The organism is Rhizobium changzhiense (assembly GCF_013087625.1).
GTDB lineage: Bacteria > Pseudomonadota > Alphaproteobacteria > Rhizobiales > Rhizobiaceae > Rhizobium > Rhizobium sophorae.
Genome location: NZ_JABFCQ010000001.1, coordinates 1,720,260 through 1,738,943 on the forward strand (window position 1 = coordinate 1,720,260; position 18,684 = coordinate 1,738,943).

General features: G+C 61.0%; 18 protein-coding genes and 1 tRNA gene. 9 read left to right on the top strand and 10 right to left on the bottom strand.

The window, feature by feature from the left end:
* Positions 1-12 precede the first annotated feature (12 nt).
* Positions 13-1,005, bottom strand: a complete 993-nt coding sequence (locus tag G9X68_RS08670) for a BMP family lipoprotein (RefSeq protein ID WP_029873712.1) — start codon at positions 1,003-1,005, stop codon at positions 13-15.
* A gap of 317 nt (positions 1,006-1,322) precedes the next feature.
* Positions 1,323-1,640, bottom strand: a complete 318-nt coding sequence (locus G9X68_RS08675) for a hypothetical protein (RefSeq protein WP_003555860.1) — start codon at positions 1,638-1,640, stop codon at positions 1,323-1,325.
* A gap of 228 nt (positions 1,641-1,868) precedes the next feature.
* Here G9X68_RS08675 and G9X68_RS08680 point away from each other — a divergent pair.
* Positions 1,869-1,958 (top strand) — tRNA-Ser (locus G9X68_RS08680).
* 102 nt (positions 1,959-2,060) lie between these two features.
* Here G9X68_RS08680 and G9X68_RS08685 read toward each other — a convergent pair.
* Positions 2,061-2,537, bottom strand: coding sequence for an Lrp/AsnC family transcriptional regulator (locus tag G9X68_RS08685; protein ID WP_171602024.1), 477 nt, complete (start codon positions 2,535-2,537; stop codon positions 2,061-2,063).
* Positions 2,538-2,578: 41 nt separating this feature from the next.
* Here G9X68_RS08685 and G9X68_RS08690 point away from each other — a divergent pair, with 41 nt between their 5' ends.
* The 3 genes from G9X68_RS08690 to G9X68_RS08700 all read left to right on the top strand — a co-directional run bounded on the left by G9X68_RS08690 (position 2,579) and on the right by G9X68_RS08700 (position 4,319).
* Positions 2,579-3,199, top strand: a complete 621-nt coding sequence (locus G9X68_RS08690; protein WP_171602025.1) for an RBBP9/YdeN family alpha/beta hydrolase — start codon at positions 2,579-2,581, stop codon at positions 3,197-3,199.
* A 244-nt stretch (positions 3,200-3,443) separates the two neighbouring features.
* The gene (locus G9X68_RS08695; RefSeq protein WP_171602185.1) at positions 3,444-3,653 is read left to right on the top strand and encodes a KTSC domain-containing protein; all 210 of its coding nucleotides are present in this window, start codon (positions 3,444-3,446) and stop codon (positions 3,651-3,653) included.
* Between the two features lie 426 nt (positions 3,654-4,079).
* Positions 4,080-4,319 (top strand): CrpP-related protein, encoded by a 240-nt coding sequence (locus tag G9X68_RS08700; RefSeq protein WP_171602026.1) that lies wholly within the window; start codon positions 4,080-4,082, stop codon positions 4,317-4,319.
* Here G9X68_RS08700 and pncB read toward each other — a convergent pair.
* The 7 genes from pncB to G9X68_RS08735 form a co-directional block, all read right to left on the bottom strand.
* Positions 4,301-5,605: a nicotinate phosphoribosyltransferase gene (pncB, locus tag G9X68_RS08705; protein WP_003544452.1), complete on the bottom strand. Its 1,305-nt coding sequence runs from the start codon at positions 5,603-5,605 to the stop codon at positions 4,301-4,303. The genes G9X68_RS08700 and pncB overlap by 19 nt on opposite strands.
* Positions 5,606-5,792: 187 nt before the next feature.
* On the bottom strand, positions 5,793-6,140 hold the full coding sequence (locus G9X68_RS08710) for a hypothetical protein (protein WP_171602027.1): 348 nt from the start codon (positions 6,138-6,140) through the stop codon (positions 5,793-5,795).
* An 89-nt stretch (positions 6,141-6,229) separates the two neighbouring features.
* Complete coding sequence (locus tag G9X68_RS08715) at positions 6,230-7,189, bottom strand: 2-hydroxyacid dehydrogenase (protein ID WP_171602028.1); 960 nt, start codon at positions 7,187-7,189, stop codon at positions 6,230-6,232.
* A gap of 8 nt (positions 7,190-7,197) precedes the next feature.
* Entirely contained in the window at positions 7,198-8,835 is a 1,638-nt protein-coding gene (locus tag G9X68_RS08720) for an ABC transporter ATP-binding protein (RefSeq protein WP_171602029.1), read from the bottom strand.
* Positions 8,832-9,980 (bottom strand): ABC transporter permease, encoded by a 1,149-nt coding sequence (locus G9X68_RS08725; protein ID WP_171602030.1) that lies wholly within the window; start codon positions 9,978-9,980, stop codon positions 8,832-8,834. Before G9X68_RS08725 ends, G9X68_RS08720 begins: the two co-directional genes overlap by 4 nt.
* A complete protein-coding gene (locus tag G9X68_RS08730; protein WP_171602031.1) occupies positions 9,980-11,068 on the bottom strand; it encodes a microcin C ABC transporter permease YejB in 1,089 nt (362 codons plus the stop codon). The genes G9X68_RS08725 and G9X68_RS08730 overlap by 1 nt, the downstream gene beginning before the upstream one ends.
* 150 nt (positions 11,069-11,218) lie before the next feature.
* Complete coding sequence (locus G9X68_RS08735) at positions 11,219-13,051, bottom strand: extracellular solute-binding protein (protein WP_171602032.1); 1,833 nt, start codon at positions 13,049-13,051, stop codon at positions 11,219-11,221.
* Positions 13,052-13,313: 262 nt separating this feature from the next.
* Here G9X68_RS08735 and mepA point away from each other — a divergent pair, with 262 nt between their 5' ends.
* The 5 genes from mepA (at position 13,314) to dapB (ending at position 18,673) form a co-directional block, all read left to right on the top strand.
* Positions 13,314-14,390, top strand: a complete 1,077-nt coding sequence (gene mepA, locus G9X68_RS08740; protein WP_171602033.1) for a penicillin-insensitive murein endopeptidase — start codon at positions 13,314-13,316, stop codon at positions 14,388-14,390.
* An 86-nt stretch (positions 14,391-14,476) separates the two neighbouring features.
* Positions 14,477-14,857 carry a methylglyoxal synthase gene (locus G9X68_RS08745; protein WP_171602034.1) on the top strand — a complete coding sequence of 127 codons (381 nt, stop codon included), beginning with the start codon at positions 14,477-14,479 and terminating at the stop codon, positions 14,855-14,857.
* A 17-nt stretch (positions 14,858-14,874) separates the two neighbouring features.
* The gene (locus tag G9X68_RS08750) at positions 14,875-15,900 is read left to right on the top strand and encodes a glucokinase (RefSeq protein ID WP_171602035.1); all 1,026 of its coding nucleotides are present in this window, start codon (positions 14,875-14,877) and stop codon (positions 15,898-15,900) included.
* Between the two features lie 145 nt (positions 15,901-16,045).
* The gene (locus G9X68_RS08755; RefSeq protein WP_168317248.1) at positions 16,046-17,833 is read left to right on the top strand and encodes an ABC transporter ATP-binding protein; all 1,788 of its coding nucleotides are present in this window, start codon (positions 16,046-16,048) and stop codon (positions 17,831-17,833) included.
* A gap of 15 nt (positions 17,834-17,848) precedes the next feature.
* Complete coding sequence (dapB, locus tag G9X68_RS08760) at positions 17,849-18,673, top strand: 4-hydroxy-tetrahydrodipicolinate reductase (RefSeq protein WP_171602036.1); 825 nt, start codon at positions 17,849-17,851, stop codon at positions 18,671-18,673.
* Positions 18,674-18,684: the final 11 nt, after the last annotated feature.

An 18,684-nucleotide genomic window follows, 5' to 3' on the forward strand; every position in this document is an offset into this window, starting at 1 on the left:
TTCGGGCGCGGATCACTTCGGGCAAGCGTTGTCCGAGGTGTAATCGTGAACCTTGACGGTTCCCGCGATGATGTCGGCCTTGGCCTTGTCAACGGCAGCCTGCATTTCCGGTGTGATCAGCGACTTGTTGTTGTCGTCGATCGCGGCGCCAACACCGTCTTCCTTGACGCCGAGCGCCTGGACGCCAGCAGTGAACTTGTCGTTCTTGGTGTCGTTGTAGGCATTGTAGACGGCGAGGTCGACGCGCTTGACCATCGAGGTCAGGACCGAGCCCGGATGCAGATGGTTCTGGTTGGAGTCGACGCCGATCGACAGCTTCTTGTTGTCGGCGGCCGTCTGCAGAACGCCGAGACCGGTGGCACCGGCTGCCGCATAAACGACGTCAGCGCCCTGGTCGATCTGGTTCTTGGCCAGCTCGCCGCCGCGGACCGGGTCGTTCCAGGCAGCGCCCGTGGTGCCGGTCATATTCTGGAACACTTCGATATCGGCCTTGACGGAGCGGGCGCCCTGCTCGTAGCCGCATTCGAACTTTCGGATCAGCGGAATGTCCATGCCGCCGACGAAGCCGACCTTGCCGGTCTTGGAAGCCATGCCGGCGAGAACGCCGACGAGGTAGGAGCCTTCTTCTTCCTTGTAGACAACCGAGCGGACGTTCGGCTTGTCGACGACGGAGTCAACGATAATGAACTTGGTATCCGGGAATTCGGCTGCAACCTTCTCGATGGCCGAGGTCCAGGCGAAGGAAACGGCAACCACTGGATTGAAACCGCGGCTGGCGAAGTTACGGATGGCCTGTTCGCCCTGGGTGTCGCCCGTCGGCTCGAAGTCGCGATAGGCAATGCCGGTCTCGGCCTTGAACTTCTCGGCGCCGTTATAGGCCGCCTCGTTGAAGGACTTATCGAACTTCCCGCCGGTGCCGTAAACCAGCGCCGGCTTGACATCGGCGGCAAGCGCCGTCGTCGACATGGCAGCCACGGCAAAGAGAGTGAGAAGGGATTTTTTCATTGTGCAGCCCTGTTGTTGCTATTCGTTAGGGGTCCTCCCGCAAGTCCTTTTCGGACATGTCTGCGGAACCACCGACCTCCCCCCGGAGGCCTGGCTGCGTGCATCCTTGCATGGCTCACGGAAAAATTCACCAGAAATTTTTCAGCTGGTAAAGATTTGCAGCGATTGCCGAAAATCAGCTCTTCGGGGCTGATTTTTGGACATTCCTTGCATCCGAATGCGGATTTTCTAGCCAATCCGGCGGCAAATAACGAGGTCGAAGAGCGGGTGACGCCCACCCGGATTTCTCGCCGGATCGTGCCGGCAAAACCACCTTGCTATGCGGTGAAGCGACCGGCCACCGGCGGCTTCTTGTAGCCGATCATCCACAGAAGCAGCGCGATCACCAGGAAAACGGCAAAGGCCGGTTGGAGCATCAGCCACTGGAAGATGACGGTGTAGAAACGCGGGTGGATATAATAGGAAAGGGAGGATTGCAGCGACGTCAGCGTCGTCGGGCTTACGTCCTGCCAGGCATCGGAGATCGGCGTCATCACCACGGAGGACGCCGCAACCGACTGGATCGAATCGATGGTTCCGGCAATAACGGCCGCCGCAAGCGCGACAAGACTCGCCAGACGCAACAGGAAACGCATCAATTCCTCCGACGCTCGATATGCCGGACAATTCCGGCCGGCCGCGCCATTCTCCACCTTAGAGAATTACATAGTCATCGATGAGGTGAAGCACAATGGAGTGGCCGAGGCGAGTTTTATCGGAAGAAGTCAAAAAACTGTTAGATTTCGGTTGATCGACAAAAATTCATCGGTATATATCGCGCCGTTCCGACGATTTGCTCCTATCCGGGCGCGAACGCCAAAAAAGGACAGGTGGCCGAGTGGTTTAAGGCGCACGCCTGGAACGCGTGTGTACGTGAAAGCGTACCGTGGGTTCGAATCCCACCCTGTCCGCCATACCCCTCGTTTTCGATATTGATTTCAAACCGTATCGAGAGCGGGACGCGGAAGCGTTTTTCGGCACGCTTCGACAGAAACAAGCTGGTCGTCCGCCTGTTCTCAAGAGCGCTGTAAAAGAGCGCGTCCAATCGGCTTCGGATTCTCGCTGCGCAACACAAGAGATGTCGTCACCGCCCCAAAACGTGCGATCGTGTCCACGATCGTTTCCAGCTCCCCCGGCGACGGAACCAGCACCTTCAAAAGAAAACAGTCCTCTCCGGTGAGGCGCAGGACTTCCATGACTTGCGGCATCTCCGCGAACTGTTTCAGACAGGATTTGATATGCTCATGCGTCGTGCGCAGGCGAAGCACAGCGGTCATTCCAATTCCCAAAGCGGTGGGGTCGATACGGGCGGCGTAACCGACAATGATGCCGCGGTCTTCCAGCCGCTTGACCCGTTCCGATGCTGCCGGCTGAGAGAGCCCGACCCGCCGACCGAGTTCGGAAATCGCGATGCGTCCATTTTCCTGCATCGCTTCGATAATGGCGATATCGGTTGGATCGAGCAGTACCCGATTGTTTTCCTGAAAAGCCATGGGATCACCTTGAAATCATCGGAGAGGGACGCGGTTTTCCGATGATCATTCATTCCGAAGCAAATGAAAATGCATCATTTTCACCTGCGTGGATGGTCAGAGGAAAAGACATGAAGGACATCATCATATTGCCAGGGATTGGCGGTTCCGGCGACGCTCATTGGCAAACACGCTGGGAAAGGTCGAACCCGGACATGTGGCGTTTTCAACCAGCCGATTGGGAAAAACCCGACCTGGCGAATTGGATTTCAGCCCTGGAGCGCGCCGTCGGCGCATCGTCAACCCCTCCTCTGCTGGTCGCCCACAGCCTTGCCTGTCTGCTGGTCGCTCATTGGCAGCAGATTTCTTCGCTTGCCGTTGCCGGGGCGTTTCTAGTCGCCGTCCCGGATCCGCAGTCCGCGTCATTCCCTGGGGAGGCAGCCGGATTCGCCGATCCGCCGTCGCAAAAGATGCGCTTCCCCACTCTGATCATCGCAAGCGCCGATGATCCCTTCGGCACGCTCGACCATGCCCATGCGAGAGCCGATCTGTGGGGCAGCGGCCTTGTCGCGATCGGTCCGTTCGGCCATCTCAACGGGCAAAGCGGCCTTGAGGACTGGGCCCAGGGGAAGGCCTTGCTGACGGCGTTTTCCGCCGGATTGGCAAAATCTGAGCGGGCTTGATCTTGTTTTCGAGCTCGAGATCAAATGGTCGAAACAGGCCCTTGCCTGTGCTGGACGCGTCGAGACGGTGCAACGAAATGCCCGGCTCGCAAGCGTGCGTTCGAGGCTGATCGACCCCGTCGCTCCGGCGGCGCGGCGAGGTTTAAAGCGCCGAAAGATTCCTGATTTTTTACCATGCGGCTTCACCGCGTCTTTGCACGTTTGGGTTTACCGTCTGCCAAAATCAAAAACAGAGGTAAAACAGGTGGAAGAACTTTCGGTAAAGTCGAAGATCATCAAATCCGTCTATTTCAATCAGGAAGACGGACGGCTGCGGATTTGTTTCAAGAATGGCGAGGAACGTCTGTTTGCAGGTGTTCCCTCCTCGGAAGTGCACGCGATGGCGGTGGCGCCGTCTCCCGGCCATTATTATCTCGACCGGATCAGAACCCGGTTTCGCAGATTGGCAGCCTGAAAATCCAAGCGGATACCACCTCTCGCATTGCGGGATCGTGCAAGATCGGGACGAAGCCGGTGGATATTAACCGGCTGTTAGCCCTCGATAACGTCCGGGTTGGATCGCTCCTGCCGGAAAGCGGCAACGTGTCGGCGCTGCCGGCTTGTTCAAGGTCGGCCAGCCGGGAGGCTCGGCGGCGGACCCCAGCCAGGAAGCCGAGCCTCCCCGTCACGGGAGCTAGTGGACCGTGATGGCGAAAGACATGGGCCGCTCTCGGACGCCGCCATACTGCTTGCCTGGAGATGACCGGGGCGGTTGCGACGATCCCTTGAACTAGCGAATTGGGGCTAATCCTGTGAAAAACCCGAATTGTCGCATCCAGACTCGACAATGCTTTATTAGCATGATTGCATAAATCTATCGGATAAAGACCGGGGGATGATGATGTTCGAGAATCTGCTTGAGATGCAGGAGCGTGGCGCACGGGACCGTGCGCGTGGCCGCAGTCTGGCCGACAATCCGATGTCGAAGCCGGATATCCTGCCGATCACCGATTTTCAGGAATGGTACTCGATGTTCGACGCCTGGCGCTTCGGTTGGTCAATCGAGGATGCGATGGCGGGGCACATCAATATGCTCCGGGATGGCGGCACATCGGCCCAGACCTACACCAGAACGGTCTGATCGATCCTGTCCTCGGCGCCGAAGAATTTCAGGTAGCGTTCGACCTCGGCCGGGTCGCCTGTCGCCTTCTGCGGGTTGTCGGAGAGCTTCACCGCCGGACGGCCGTTGGCGTCGCTGACCTTGCAGACGACGGAGATCGGGTTGAGGCCGGAGATCTCGATCGGCGCGCAGCCGGAAAAATCGTTCGTCAGGTTCGTGCCCCAGCCGAAACTCATGCGTACACGGCCTTCGAAATGCCGGTAGGTATCGATGATGGCGTCGACATCGAGGCCGTCCGAGAAGATCAGCAGCTTCTGGCGCGGATCGCGGCCCATCTTCTTCCACCAGTCGATAATCTTCTCGCCGCCTTCGATCGGCGGGGCACTGTCCGGGCGGAAGCCGGTCCAGTCGGCGACCCACTCCGGTGCGTCGCGCAGGAAAGCGGCGGTGCCGAAGGCATCCGGCAGGACGATCAGAAGGTTGCCGCCATAGAGCTTGTTCCAGTCGCGCAGGATCTTGTAGGGCGCGTTGCGCAACTGCTCGTCGGTTTCCGCAAGGGCGGCGGCCACCATCGGCAGCTCGTGGGCATTGGTGCCGACGGCCTCGAGATCGGAATCCATAGCCAGCAATACGTTGCTGGTACCGGCAAAGGCCGGTCCGATGCCTTCCTTCAGCGCCTCGACGCACCAGCGCTGCCAGAGGAAACTGTGACGGCGGCGGGTGCCGAAATCGGAGATACGCAGGCCCGGCAATTCCTTCAGCCGTTCGACCTTCGACCACATCTTCGCCTTGGCGCGAGCATAGAGCACATCGAGGGTGAAGGGACCAAGCGCCTTCATCGCCGAGCGCGAGCGCAGCTCGTTGACGATGGCGAGCGCCGGGATTTCCCACATGGTGGTTTCCTTCCACGATCCGTGGAAATCCAGCACATATTGCCCGTCCTTCTTCGACAGCTCGTATTCGGGCAGCTGGAAATTGGAAAGCCAGGCGAGGAATTCCGGTTCGAAGATCTGGGCGCGACCATAGAAGCTGTTACCCGCAAGCCAGATCATCTCCTTCTTGGAAAGTCTCAGCGTGCGGGCATGATCGAGCTGCTCGCGCAACTCGCCTTCGTCGAGTTCCTCGGCCAGACGCACCCGCTTGGTGCGGTTGATGAGCGTGAAGGACGCGTTCACATCAGGATAAAGCTTCCAGATCATCTGCAGCATCAAAAGCTTGTAGAAGTCGGTATCGATCAGACTGCGGATGATCGGATCGAGTTTCCAGGCGTGATTGTAGACGCGTCTTGCGATATCGGTCCTGGCCATCAAACTCCCGCCCCTGTCCACTCCGGTCAGGTGCTGCCAAATTCCCGGGTACTGCCAAGTTCCCAGCCGGCGCACAAAACCGGCTCGTGCGCCTTCTTATCGAAAAATCAGCAGACAAAGTCCAGACAAAACAATAAACGTCCCGCCGCAGTGCCCCGGCGGGACGTGAACATGGTTTTGCTCACGATTACTGGGCCGGCGTTGCGGGCGCCACATTCGGAGCAGCCGGCGTGGTGTTCGGCGTTTCGGTCGGAACGGCAGTACCGTTCTGTAGCGCCGGCGCGGCGGCCGGAGCAGGCTGCTGCGACTGAAGCTGCTGGCCTGGCTGCTGCGGTGCCACCTCGTTTGCCTCGCGATTTCCCCAGATCTCGACCGGTATCCAGACCACGAAGGCAAGCACCAGCGCGACGATCAGCACCGTCAGGATGCGATAACCCGTGCGTCCCTGCCTTGCCTTCACCGGCGGGATCAGCTCTTCCTTGTGAAGCTTGCCATCGGACTTTTCCCAGCGTGTTTCCGTCTGATGCGCCATCATCGTCTCCTTCCGCTGTCCTTAACGGGCCAATCCGGCCGCGAAGAATTTCCGCAGAAGAAACGGGTGGCTGTCTGGAAGGTTCCGAAAGCTCAATAGCCGGCGGCGCGGTCGACCATGAATTGCAGCGGCTCGCCACGCTCGAAACGGGCGATCTGCGTCTCGACATGACGGAACAGCGCGTTTTCTTCGGAGACCGCGGCGTCGTGCGGCGTGAGGAAGACGTTCTGCAAGTCCCACAACGGGTTGTCTGATGCAAGCGGCTCCGCCTCGAAGACATCGAGGGAAGCGCCGCCGAGGGTGCCGTCACGGATGGCGGACACGATATCGGCCTCGACCTGGCTCTTGCCGCGGCCGGCATTGATGAAGACCGGCTGTCCGAGCGCGCCGTCGCGGCGCAGCTTCGCAAACAGCCGGGCGTCATAAAAGCCTGATGTGTCAGGCGTCAGCGGCAGCAGGCCGACGAGGATGTCGGTCCTTGCGAGGAAGCTGTCCAACTCGCTGGCATCGAAGGTTTCGACGCCGTCGATCTGCTTGCGGCTGCGCGACCAGCCGATGACATTAAAACCCATCACTCTCAGCTTGGCGACCGCATCCTGCCCGAGAATGCCGAGGCCCATGACGCCGACCGTGACTTCCGCCGCCTCCGGCGCGATCAGCTTGGCCCATTCACGTTGCCGCTGGTGGTTGTCATGGGCGTATTGCCCGCGCAGATGCATCAGGCATTGCATGACCACCCATTCGCTCATGCGCGTCGTCAGGCTACGGTCGACGAAACGGACGATCGGGATCTCGGGCAGGCTGGCCATGCCGATGATGTGATCGACGCCGGCGCCGCCCGAGAAGATCACTTTCAGGTTCGGCGCCCGCGCGAAAAGGTCGGCATCCGGCTTCCAGAGAAGCGCGTATTCGACCGCTTGGAGATCGCGGACCCGATTGGCCGAATCGGCGAGATTGATGCTGCCGCGGTCGGCAAAGGCCGTCTTCAGCACCCGGGCGACGCCTTCGGAATTGAACTTGATATCGACGAGAACGGGAGGACGGGCGGACATGATCTTCTTTACTGCTGCACGGCGGGCGTCGGCACCGCCTCGATGTTGAAAGCGGCGGCCATCAGCGCCCGGGTGTAATCGTTCTTCGGCGCGCGGAAGATGTCCGCTGACGGACCCTGCTCCACCACCTTGCCGAAACGCATGACGATGACGTCGTTGGCGAGCGCCTTCACCACCTTCAGGTCGTGGCTGATGAAGAGATAGGCGAGGTCGTGCTTCTTCTGCAGATCGCGCAGGAGATCGACCACCTGCGCCTGCACGCTCATGTCGAGCGCGGAGGTCGGCTCGTCGAGCATGACGAAGCGCGGCTTCAGCACCATGGCCCGGGCGATGGCAATGCGCTGGCGCTGGCCGCCGGAGAATTCGTGCGGATAACGCCAGCGGGTCAGGGGATCGAGACCCACCTCCTCCAGCGCCCAGCAGACGCGCTGGTCGCGTTCTTCAGCGGTCAGGGAGCGCTCATGCACCTTCAGCCCCTCGGCGACGATATCGCCGACGGACATGCGGGGGCTGAGCGAGCCATAGGGATCCTGGAAGACGACCTGCAGCTGGTTGCGCAACGGCCGCATCTCGCTGAATGAATAGCCGGCTATGTCCTTTCCGACGAAGGCGATCCGCCCTTGCGAGGAAATCAGCCGGGTGAGCGCCAGGCCGAGCGTGGTCTTGCCCGAGCCGGACTCGCCGACGACGCCGAGGGTCTGGCCGGCGCGCAGCGAAAGATCGATGCCGTCGACTGCCTTCACGTGATCGACGACGCGGCGCATCAGCCCAGCCTTGATCGGGAACCAGACGCGGATGTCCGAACCTTCCATCACCAATGGTTTCGACGGATCGGCCAGCGGCGGCTCGCCACGTGGTTCGGAGGCGAGGAGATGCCGGGTATAGTCGTGCTTCGGATTGGCGAAGACCTCCTCGACGGTGCCGGTTTCGACGATCTTGCCCTTGGTCATGACGCAGACGCGATCGGCGAATTTGCGGACGATGCCGAGATCATGGGTGATGAACAGCAGCGACATGCCGTGGACGGCCTTCAACTGCCGGAGCAATTCGAGGATCTGCGCCTGCACGGTGACATCGAGGGCGGTGGTCGGCTCGTCGGCAATCAGCAATTCCGGCCGGTTGGCGAGCGCCATGGCGATCATGACGCGCTGGCGCTGGCCGCCTGACAGTTCGTGCGGATAGGCCTTCAACCGTTTTTCCGGTTCGCGGATGCCGACCTGGTTCAGCAGTTCCAGCACGCGCTCGCGCGCCGGCTGGCCGGTAAGGCCCTGGTGCAGAGCCAGGATCTCGGCGATCTGCTTCTCGATCGTATGAAGCGGATTGAGCGAGGTCATCGGCTCCTGGAAGATCATGGTGATGTCGTTGCCGCGCACTTCCCGCAGTGCCCGCTCCGACGCCTTCAGAAGGTCCTTGCCCTTGAACAGGATTTCGCCGGAGGGATGGCTTGCGGAGGGATAAGGCAAAAGCCGCAGGATCGAGTTGGCCGAGACCGACTTGCCGGAGCCGGATTCGCCGACGAGCGCCACGACCTCGCCTTTGGCGATATCGAATGAGATGTGATCGACGGCGAGCGAGGTTTCGCCGCCCTGATGAAAGGCAACCGAGAGATCGCGGACGGAAAGCAGCGGTTCTGTCATGTCACTCATTGAAACGTCTTCCTCGGATCGAAGGCATCGCGCACGGCTTCGCCGATGAAGATCAGCAGGGAGAGCATGATCGACATGGCGAAGAAGGCCGTCAGCCCGAGCCACGGCGCCTGCAGATTGGTCTTGCCCTGGGCAATCATCTCACCGAGCGAGGGGGAACCCGGCGGCATGCCGAAGCCGAGGAAATCGAGCGAGGTCAGCGTGGTGATCGAGCCGGACAGGATGAAAGGCAGGAAGGTCAGCGTCGCGACCATGGCGTTCGGCAGCATGTGCCGCCACATGATGGTGCGGTTGTTGACGCCGAGCGCGCGGGCGGCGCGGACATATTCGAAATTGCGGGCGCGCAGGAATTCGGCGCGCACGATGCCGACGAAACCGACCCAGGAAAAGAGCAGCATGATGCCGAGCAGCACGAAGAAGCCTGGCGGCAGGATGGCGGCGATGATCAGCAGGATGTAAAGCACCGGCATAGACGACCAGATTTCGATGAAACGCTGCAGCAAGAGGTCGGTCCAGCCGCCGAAATAGCCCTGCACCGCACCTGCCGTGACGCCGATGATCGCCGAGCAGATGGTGAGCGCCAGGCCGAAGAGCACCGATATGCGGAATCCATAGATGACGCGGGCGAGCACGTCTCGGGCCTGGTCGTCGGTGCCGAGCCAGTTGAGATTGCCGAGAGTGCAGGCGGGATCGTTCATTCCTTGCGGATAGCCGGAGCAACGCTCCTCTTTCGTCATCAGCCAGAACGGGGCGGTCGGCGCCGAATGCGGAATGTTCGAATTGACCGAGCGGTAGGAATAACGGATCGGCGGCCAGATCATCCAGCCATTGGCGTTGATCTCGTCGGCAATGACGGAGGAGCGGTAGTCGGTTTCTGCCAGGAAGCCGCCGAACTTCTCCTCGGGATAGTCGATCAGCACGGGAAAGAGGATTTCGCCCTTGTAGGAGGCGATGACCGGCCGGTCGTTGGCAAGGAATTCTGCAAACAGGCTGAGCCCGAACAGCAGCAGGAAAAGCCACAGCGACCAGTAGCCACGGCCGTTCGCCCGGAAATTCTTCCAGCGACGGATGTTCGTTGGCGATAGCAGCCCCTTGCGCGGCGGCTTGACGGGGGTTGCAGTGACAGGATTTGCGGCGGCGTCCATCAGACATCCCTCCGCTCGAAATCGATGCGCGGATCGATCCAGGTGTAGATCAAGTCGGAAATCAAGCTGACGAACAGACCGAGCAGCGAGAAGATGTAGAGCGTGGCGAAGACGATAGGATAATCCCGGTTGACTACCGAGAGATAACCGAGACGGCCGAGGCCATCGAGCGAGAAGATATTTTCGATCAGCAGCGATCCGGTGAAGAAGGCGGAAATGAAAGCGCCGGGGAAGCCGGCGATGATGATCAGCATGGCATTGCGGAAAACATGGCCGTAAAGGACCTGCCGCTCATTCAGACCCTTGGCGCGGGCGGTGACGACATACTGCTTCTTGATTTCCTCGATGAAGGAATTCTTGGTCAGCAGGGTCGTCGTCGCGAAGGCTGCAAGCGAAAGCGAGATCAGTGGCAGGGTGAGGTGCCAAAAATAATCGAGCGGCTTCTGCCACCAGGCGAGCTGATCGAAATTGTCGGAGACCAGGCCGCGCAACGGAAACCAGTCGTAGAAGGAGCCGCCGGCGAAAAGCACGATCAGCAGAATGCCGAAGAGGAAGCTCGGGACAGCGTAGCCGACGACGATGACGCCCGACGTCCAGACGTCGAAGGTCGATCCGTCCTTGACCGCCTTGCGGATGCCGAGCGGGATGGAAATGGCATAGGAGAAGATCAGGATCCAGATGCCGAGCGAGATCGATACCGGAAGCTTCTCCTTGATGAGTTCGAGCACGGAGGTGTTGCGGAAGAAACTCTCGCCGAAATCGAAGCGGATGTAATTCCACATCATCTCGCCGAAACGCGTCAGCGGCGGCTTGTCGAAGCCGAACTGTTTTTCGAGTTTGGCGATCAGTTCCGGATCGAGCCCTTGGGCGCCGCGGTATCTGGAGCCTTCGTCCCCTCCTCCGTCACCCATCAGGTCACCGCCACCGGACAGGCGCTGATCGGCGCCATCGGCCTGGCCGGTCAATTGGGCGATCACTTGCTCGACCGGGCCACCCGGTGCGAATTGAATGACGATGAAGGAAATCGCCATGATGCCGATGATGGTCGGTATCATCAGAAGCAGGCGGCGAATGACATAGGCGCCCATCAGCCTTCAGACTCCGGAAATCTTCTTCTTGTCTGCCTGCCGTCCAGTCCGATGCTGCTCAATCCGCCAGCCTTCCCTTGCCGGCCGTACCGGCTTGTCGTGATTCGCTTGCGCCATTTGGAGCCGAGGCCGCCTTCAATGCAAGCCCGCTCATTTCGCCGAGGTCGACCACCAGGCATCCGGGAAGCCCAGGCTATAGGCCGGGAATTCGGCGGGATGGGTGATCGTGTTCCAATAGACGATGTTCTGGGTACCGCGGTAGAACAGCGGGATGACGTAATGGTTTGCAAGCAGTACCCTGTCCATCGCCTTGATCGCCGCGACCTGTTCATCGCGGTTCGGCGCGAAGATGATCATGCGGATGAGTTCATCGACGGCCGGATTGGCGATGCCCGCGTAATTATGAGACCCCTGCTGATTGACCGAACCAGATCCCCAATAGTCGGCCTGTTCGTTGCCGGGGTTCATCGTCTGCGCCCAGACATTCCAGATCATGTCGAAGTCGAAACTGCGTTCGCGGTTGACGTTTTGCGAGGCATCGACCGTCCGCACGCGCGCATCTATGCCGATTTTCCTGAGATTGCTGGCATAGGGCACCGCCCAGCGCTCCAGTATGGGGCTCGACAACAGGATCTCGAAACTCATCTGCTGGCCAGTCTTGGTATTGACCATGCGATTGCCCTTGATCTCCCAGCCGGCTTCTTTCAGAAGCGCAATCGCCTTGCGTAGATTGTCGCGGCTCTTCTGCGGATCGCCTCCGACAGGATTGGCATAGGGCGTCGTGAAGACTTCAGGCGGAACCTTATCCTTCATGCCCTGCAGAATTTCCAGTTCTCTACCTTGTGGAAGGCCGGAGGAGGCGAGTTCGGTATTCCAGAAATAACTGTCGATGCGCTTGTAGCTGTTGAAGGCAACGGTGCGGTTCAGCTCCTCAAAATCCAGTCCATAGTTCAGCGCCTCGCGGACCCTGATGTCCTTGAAGAGGTCACGTCGCATGTTGGGCACGAGAGCCTGCATGATGCCGGTGGCGCGCAGCGGGTTTGCAACCTCCTCTTTCTTGACACGTCCTTCCTTCACCGCGGGGAAATCATATCCCGTCGCCCAGCGGGCCGCCGTGGTTTCCTGCCAGTAGTCGCTATTGCCGGCGCGAAAGGCTTCGAACTCGACGTCCCGATCACCAAAATAGGTGTAGATGACGTTGCGGAAATTGTTCTGGCCGACATTCACATTGAGGTCTTTGCCCCAATAGTCATCGCGCAATTCGTAGCGGATCGTCGCGCCGGGGGAGAAGGAAGCAATCTTGTAAGGTCCCGAACCCATCACGGGCTCGAGCGTCGTCTTTGAGATATCGCGTGGCTTGCCGTCCGGTCCCTGCCCCTCCCACCAATGTTTCGGCACGACCACCAACTGACCGAGAATATTCGGGAGCTCCCGGTTGTTCTTCTCGTCGAAGGTGAAGGTGACGTCGCGATCGCCGGTCTTTTCAGCTTTCATCACGTGGCGGTAATAGTTCGCCGTGAGGGGATTTAGTTCCTTGGCCTTATCAAGACTGAAGATGACATCCTCGGGCGTTACCGGCTGACCATCCGCCCATTTCGCTTCCTTGCGCAGGCGGAAGGTCGTGCTCGAGACGTCGGCGGGAAAAGACAGCCCTTCGGCAAGCAGACCGTAGGAGACGAGCAGCTCGTCGTCGGCGGGCTTCATCAGCGTGTCGTAAACGAGCGTCAAGCCCACTGCCGCCTGGCCTTTAGCGAGCAGCGGGTTGAAGGTGTCGAAGGCGCCGCTTGCGGAGAGGCGCAGATCTCCGCCTTTCGGAGCATCGGGATTGACGTAGTCGAAGTGCGCAAAGCCCGGCCTGTACTTCATCTCGCTGATGACCGAGCTTCCGATCAGAAACGGCTGGTCCTGAGCCGTTGCCGTCATTGGCGCCAGGGCCCCCGCAAGCGACAGAAACAAACCGATCTTCGACCACAGAGTCGTCATTCACGCTTCCCCTGAATATTGATGGATACGACAATACGAGAAATAGGGGCGAAAAACAGGAGAGAGTCTGGTTTTTGCCGGGCTCGCGAAATTTTGAGCCGCCAGCTCCTGTCAAAGGTCAGCTCCTGTCAATGCCTGAGGCGCTGCGGTCTTCCGTCACCGGCCCTTCCTGCGGCCGTCCGGCAAATCATCGATTCACCAAAATCGCTTTTCAGGATAGATTCGAGTGCAAATCACTTCGACATCGAATTAAGGGAACAGCATGGCTTTCGGCTTCGCCCAGGCTTTCAGGACATTAGGCACACTGGCGCTTGCCGGCGCGATCGGCGCAGGCCTTGCCGCTGGCGACGTCGGCGCTGAGCAGAAGACGCCAAGCCCAGGCAGCGCCAAGGCGCTGTTCGGCGGCGCCGGCCTGCCGACGCGGGGGCCAGCGCAGCCGATCGGCTTCTATGCTAAGGGCTGCATGACGGGTGCGGTGGCGCTGCCGACCGATGGCCCGACCTGGCAGGCGATGCGGCTTTCGCGCAACCGTCGCTGGGGCAATCCGGCGATGATCGCGCTCTTGGAGCGGTTTTCGCAGGATGCGGTCAAATATGCCGGCTGGCCCGGCATCCTTGTCGGCGATATCGCGCAACCACGCGGCGGGCCGATGCTCAACGGCCATTCCTCGCACCAGATCGGCCTCGATGCCGATATCTGGTTTAGCCCGATGCCGGCGCGCCGCATGACGGCCCAGGAACGCGAGGACCTGCCCTTCACCAGCATGCTGCAGAAGGACAAGTTCCTCACCGTCAACCCCAAAGTGTGGACGGAATCACGCGCGCGGCTTTTGATGCTGGCGGCGAGCTATCCCGAAGTGGAGCGCATTTTCGTCAATCCGGCGATCAAGAAGAAGATGTGCGACACCTGGGGCGGCGACCGCACCAACCTTGGTAAGCTCCGGCCAATATACGGCCATGACTCGCATTTCCACATCCGCATCAAATGCCCGCCGGGCGCTGCCGGATGCACGCCGCAAGCTCCAGTGCCCGCTGGCGACGGCTGCGACAAGTCGCTCGCCTATTGGTTCACGCCGGCGCCTTGGGCGCCGCCGAAACCGCCCAAGCCCGGTGCAAAGCCGCCGAAACCACCGCGTGAGATGATGGTCACCGATCTGCCCAACGCTTGCGCCGCCGTGCTCAACGCCGCTTCCGTTGCTTCGATGCAGGCCGCCACCTATGGTGGACCCTCCGCCGCAAGCGCGCTCGCCGCCGCTCCGCCAGCCGCGTCGGCTGATGACACTGATGAGGCGTTACCGGATGTCGGCCCGGTTCCGAACGACAAGCCGGCGATCCAATGAAGGGGCGGATGCACTGTCTTTCAAATCGCAAGCTGTTGGTATACAGCGGTCAAATCGATTGAATTGTTGGGGCGGAGATTCACTTCATGGCCGGCGGCAAATGCCTTGCGCTGATCGCGCATGACCAGAAGAAGGACGACATGGCAGCGTTCGCCCGCGCCAACCGGGACATTCTCTCGCGCTGGAAGATCGTCGCGACGGGCACGACCGGCGGGCGGGTGCTCGACGCCGCTCCCGATCTTAACGTCGTCAGGTTGAAAAGCGGCCCACTCGGCGGCGACCAGCAGATCGGCGCGCTGATTTCGACCGGCGAGGTCGACGCCCTGATCTTCTTCGTCGACCCCTTGACCCCCATGCCGCACGATGTCGACGTGAAGGCGCTGATGCGGCTGGCGATCGTCTACGATATTCCGATGGCGCTCAACCACGCGACCGCTATAAAACTTCTTCCCACACTCGAAGCCTGATCAGCACGGAACCGGCCATGCCAAAACCGAACAACAGCACCGCTCCGCTGCCTTTCCCGATCCTGATCGGCGATATCGGCGGCACCAATGCCCGCTTCTCCATCCTCACCGATGCCTATGCCGAGCCGAAGCAGTTTCCGAACGTGCGCACGGCGGATTTCGCCACGATCGACGAAGCAATCCAGCAAGGCGTGCTCGACAAGATCGCCGTGCAGCCGCGCTCGGCGATCCTCGCCGTCGCCGGCCCGATCAACGACGACGAAATCCCGCTGACCAATTGCGACTGGGTGGTGCGGCCAAAGACGATGATCGAGGGCCTCGGCATGGAGGATGTGCTCGTCGTCAACGATTTCGAGGCGCAGGCGCTGGCAATTGCCGCGCTTTCGGATGAAAACCGCGAACGCATCGGCGACGCCACCGGCGACATGATCGCCTCGCGCGTCGTGCTCGGACCGGGCACCGGCCTCGGCGTCGGCGGACTCGTGCATGCCCAGCATAGCTGGATCCCGGTTCCCGGCGAAGGCGGCCATGTCGATCTCGGGCCGCGCAGCAAGCGCGATTATGAAATCTTCCCGCATATCGAGACGATCGAAGGCCGCGTTTCGGCCGAACAGATTCTCTGCGGGCGCGGCCTCGTCAACCTCTATCATGCCATCTGCATGGTCGACGGCATCGAGCCGACGATGAAGGATCCGGCCGACATCACCTCGCACGCGCTTGCCGGCAGCGACGAGGCGGCGGTAGAGACCGTCTCGCTGTTTGCCACCTATCTCGGCCGCGTGGCGGGAGACATGGCGATGGTGTTCATGGCGCGCGGCGGCGTCTATCTCTCCGGCGGCATCTCGCAGAAGATCCTCCCGGCGCTGAAGAGACCGGAATTCCGCATCGCCTTCGAGGACAAGGCGCCGCATACGGCGCTACTTCGCACCATCCCGACCTATGTGGTGACGCACCCGCTGGCAGCGCTCGCCGGACTTTCCTCCTATGCGCGCATGCCGGCGAATTTCGGCCTCTCGACCGAGGGCCGCCGCTGGCGGCGCTGAGTCCGGCGCAGAACAATAGAGCGTCATTGGCACATCCTATGCGGAGGCGCGGCGCTCTAGCCAAACCAATCCCAACTCTTTATAGACCCCGGCAAAAGTGCGTGTCGCCCTCACGAGGCGCTTGGCCCGAGACAGGAAACCCTATTTGGAAGCGGCGGAAAGCAGAACGCAGAGCGTCAGCAGCGATACCGTAACCGGCATCCTGAAGCGCATCATCGCTGAAAACGGCCGCGATCATCTTTGGGGCTATGTCTTTGCGATTGCCTGCCTCATCGTGGTGGCGCTTTCGACGGCATTCACCGCCTGGATCATGCGGGCGATCATCGACGAGGCCTTCGCCAATCGCCGCGCCGACGTCGTCTGGATCATCTGTCTTTCGATCTTCATCGCCTTCGTGCTGCGCGGTTTTGCGAGCTATGGCCAGGCGGTGGCGCTTTCCAGGGTCGGCAACGATATCGTCGCCCGCTACCAGCGCCGGCTCTATGCGCATCTGATGACGCTTTCGGTCGGCTTCTTCAGCGAGGCGCGCTCGGCCCATATCGCCGCGCAGGTAAGCCAGAATGTCAGCGGCATCCGCGACGTGCTCAACCTGACGATCACCTCGACGGTGCGCGACCTTCTGACCTTCGTGTCACTGCTCGCCGTGATGATCATCCAGGATCCGCTGCTCAGCCTTGCCGTGTTCATCATGGCTCCGCCGCTGCTTTATGCACTGCGCTATGTTTCCAAGCGGCTGCGCTCGGCCACCCGCGAGGCCGTGCATCTGAACAGCCACGTTCTCGGCGCCATGCAGGAGACGATCCAGGGCATCGCCATCGTGAAAGCCTTCACGATGGAAGAAGAACTGGAGCGCAAGGTCAACAAACTGATCAAAGGCGCCGAAAGCCGGGCGAACCGGATTGCAAGGCTTTCCGAACGCACGTCTCCGCTGACGGAAAGCTTCGCAGGTTTTGCCGTCGCCAGCGTACTTGCCTATGCCGCCTACCGCTCGATCTACTACAATGTACCCCCGGGTGCCTTCTTCTCCTTCGTCACGGCGCTGCTGCTTGCCTATGACCCGGCCCGCCGACTTGCCCGCCTGCAGGTGCAGATGGAGCGCGCCGTCGTCAATGCGCGGATGATCTATGAACTGCTCGACATGGAACCGCGCCAGCGCGACCTGCCGGATGCCCGGCCGCTGACGGTGACGCAGGCGAGGATCGAATTCCGCAATGTGTCTTTCGCCTACGGCAATGAGAGCGTGCTCAGCGGCGTCAGTTTCATCGCCGAGGGCGGCGCGACCACAGCGCTGGTCGGCCCCTCCGGCGCCGGCAAATCCACCGTCATCAGCCTCATTCCGCGCTTCTACGATCCGCGCGAGGGCGAAATCCTGATCGACGGACAGGACATCGCCCACATCACCAAGAAGTCGCTGCGCCAGCAGCTCGCCTATGTTTCGCAGCAGCCCTATCTGTTCGAGGGCACGATCCGCGACAATATCCGCTATGGCCGGCCGGAAGCGACCGATGCCGAGGTGGAAGAGGCCGCCCGGCTTGCCTATGCGCATGACTTCATCTCGGCACAGCCGCAGGGTTACGAGACGCCGGTCGGCGAAAACGGCGTGACGCTTTCTGGCGGCCAACGCCAGCGACTATCGATCGCGCGCGCTTTGGTGCGCAATGCGCCGATCCTGCTTCTTGACGAGGCGACCTCGGCCCTCGACACCGAATCCGAAGCGGCCGTGCAGAAGGCGCTCGACGAGGCGATGAGCGGACGCACCGTCGTTGTCATCGCCCACCGGCTTTCGACCGTGGTGCGGGCCGACAAGATCATCGTGATGCAGCAGGGTCGCGTCGTCGAGGAAGGCAATCACGAGACGCTTGCGAAGGTCAGCGACGGTCTTTACGCTCGCCTCAACAACCTGCAGAGGCCTTCGGCCTCCGATTCAAACTGATCTGGCGAGACTGACATGAGCGATGCTGCGATGAAACTGGTGGTGGTTGGCGCAGCAGGACGCATGGGGCAGACGTTGGTCCGGCTCATCCATTCCATCGAGGGCGTCAAGCTGCATGCTGCGGTCGAGCGCGCCGGCTCGCCCTTCGTCGGCAAGGATGCCGGCGAAATCGCCGGTCTCGGCCCGACCGGCGTCGTCATCGGCGACGACCCGCTCCAGGCCTTCCTGCATGCCGAAGGCGTGCTCGACTTCACCTCGCCTGCCGCAACGGTGGAATTCTCAGGCCTCGCCGCGCAAGCCCGCATCGTCCATGTGATCGGCACGACCGGCTGTTCGGACGACGACAATGCCAGGATCGCCGCGGCGGCCCGGCATGCGCGCGTCGTCAAATCGGGCAATATGAGCCTCGGGGTCAACCTGCTTGGCGTGCTCGCAGAGCAGGCAGCGCGTGCGCTCGATTCTGTCGACTGGGACATCGAGATCCTGGAAATGCACCACAAGCACAAGGTGGATGCGCCCTCCGGCACTGCCCTTCTCCTCGGCGAGGCCGCGGCAAAAGGGCGCGGCATCGATCTTGCTTCGAAGTCGGTCCGGGTGCGCGACGGCCATACCGGGGCCCGCGAGGCGGGTACGATCGGCTTTGCGACGCTGCGCGGCGGCTCCGTCATCGGCGAGCATTCCGTGCTTTTTGCCGGCGAAGGTGAAATCGTCACCCTTTCGCACAGTGCGGCCGACCGCTCGATCTTTGCGCGCGGCGCCATCAAGGCGGCCCTCTGGGCGCGTGACAAGAAGCCGGGTCTCTATTCCATGCTCGACGTGCTCGGGCTCTCTTCCTCATAACGATACTACGG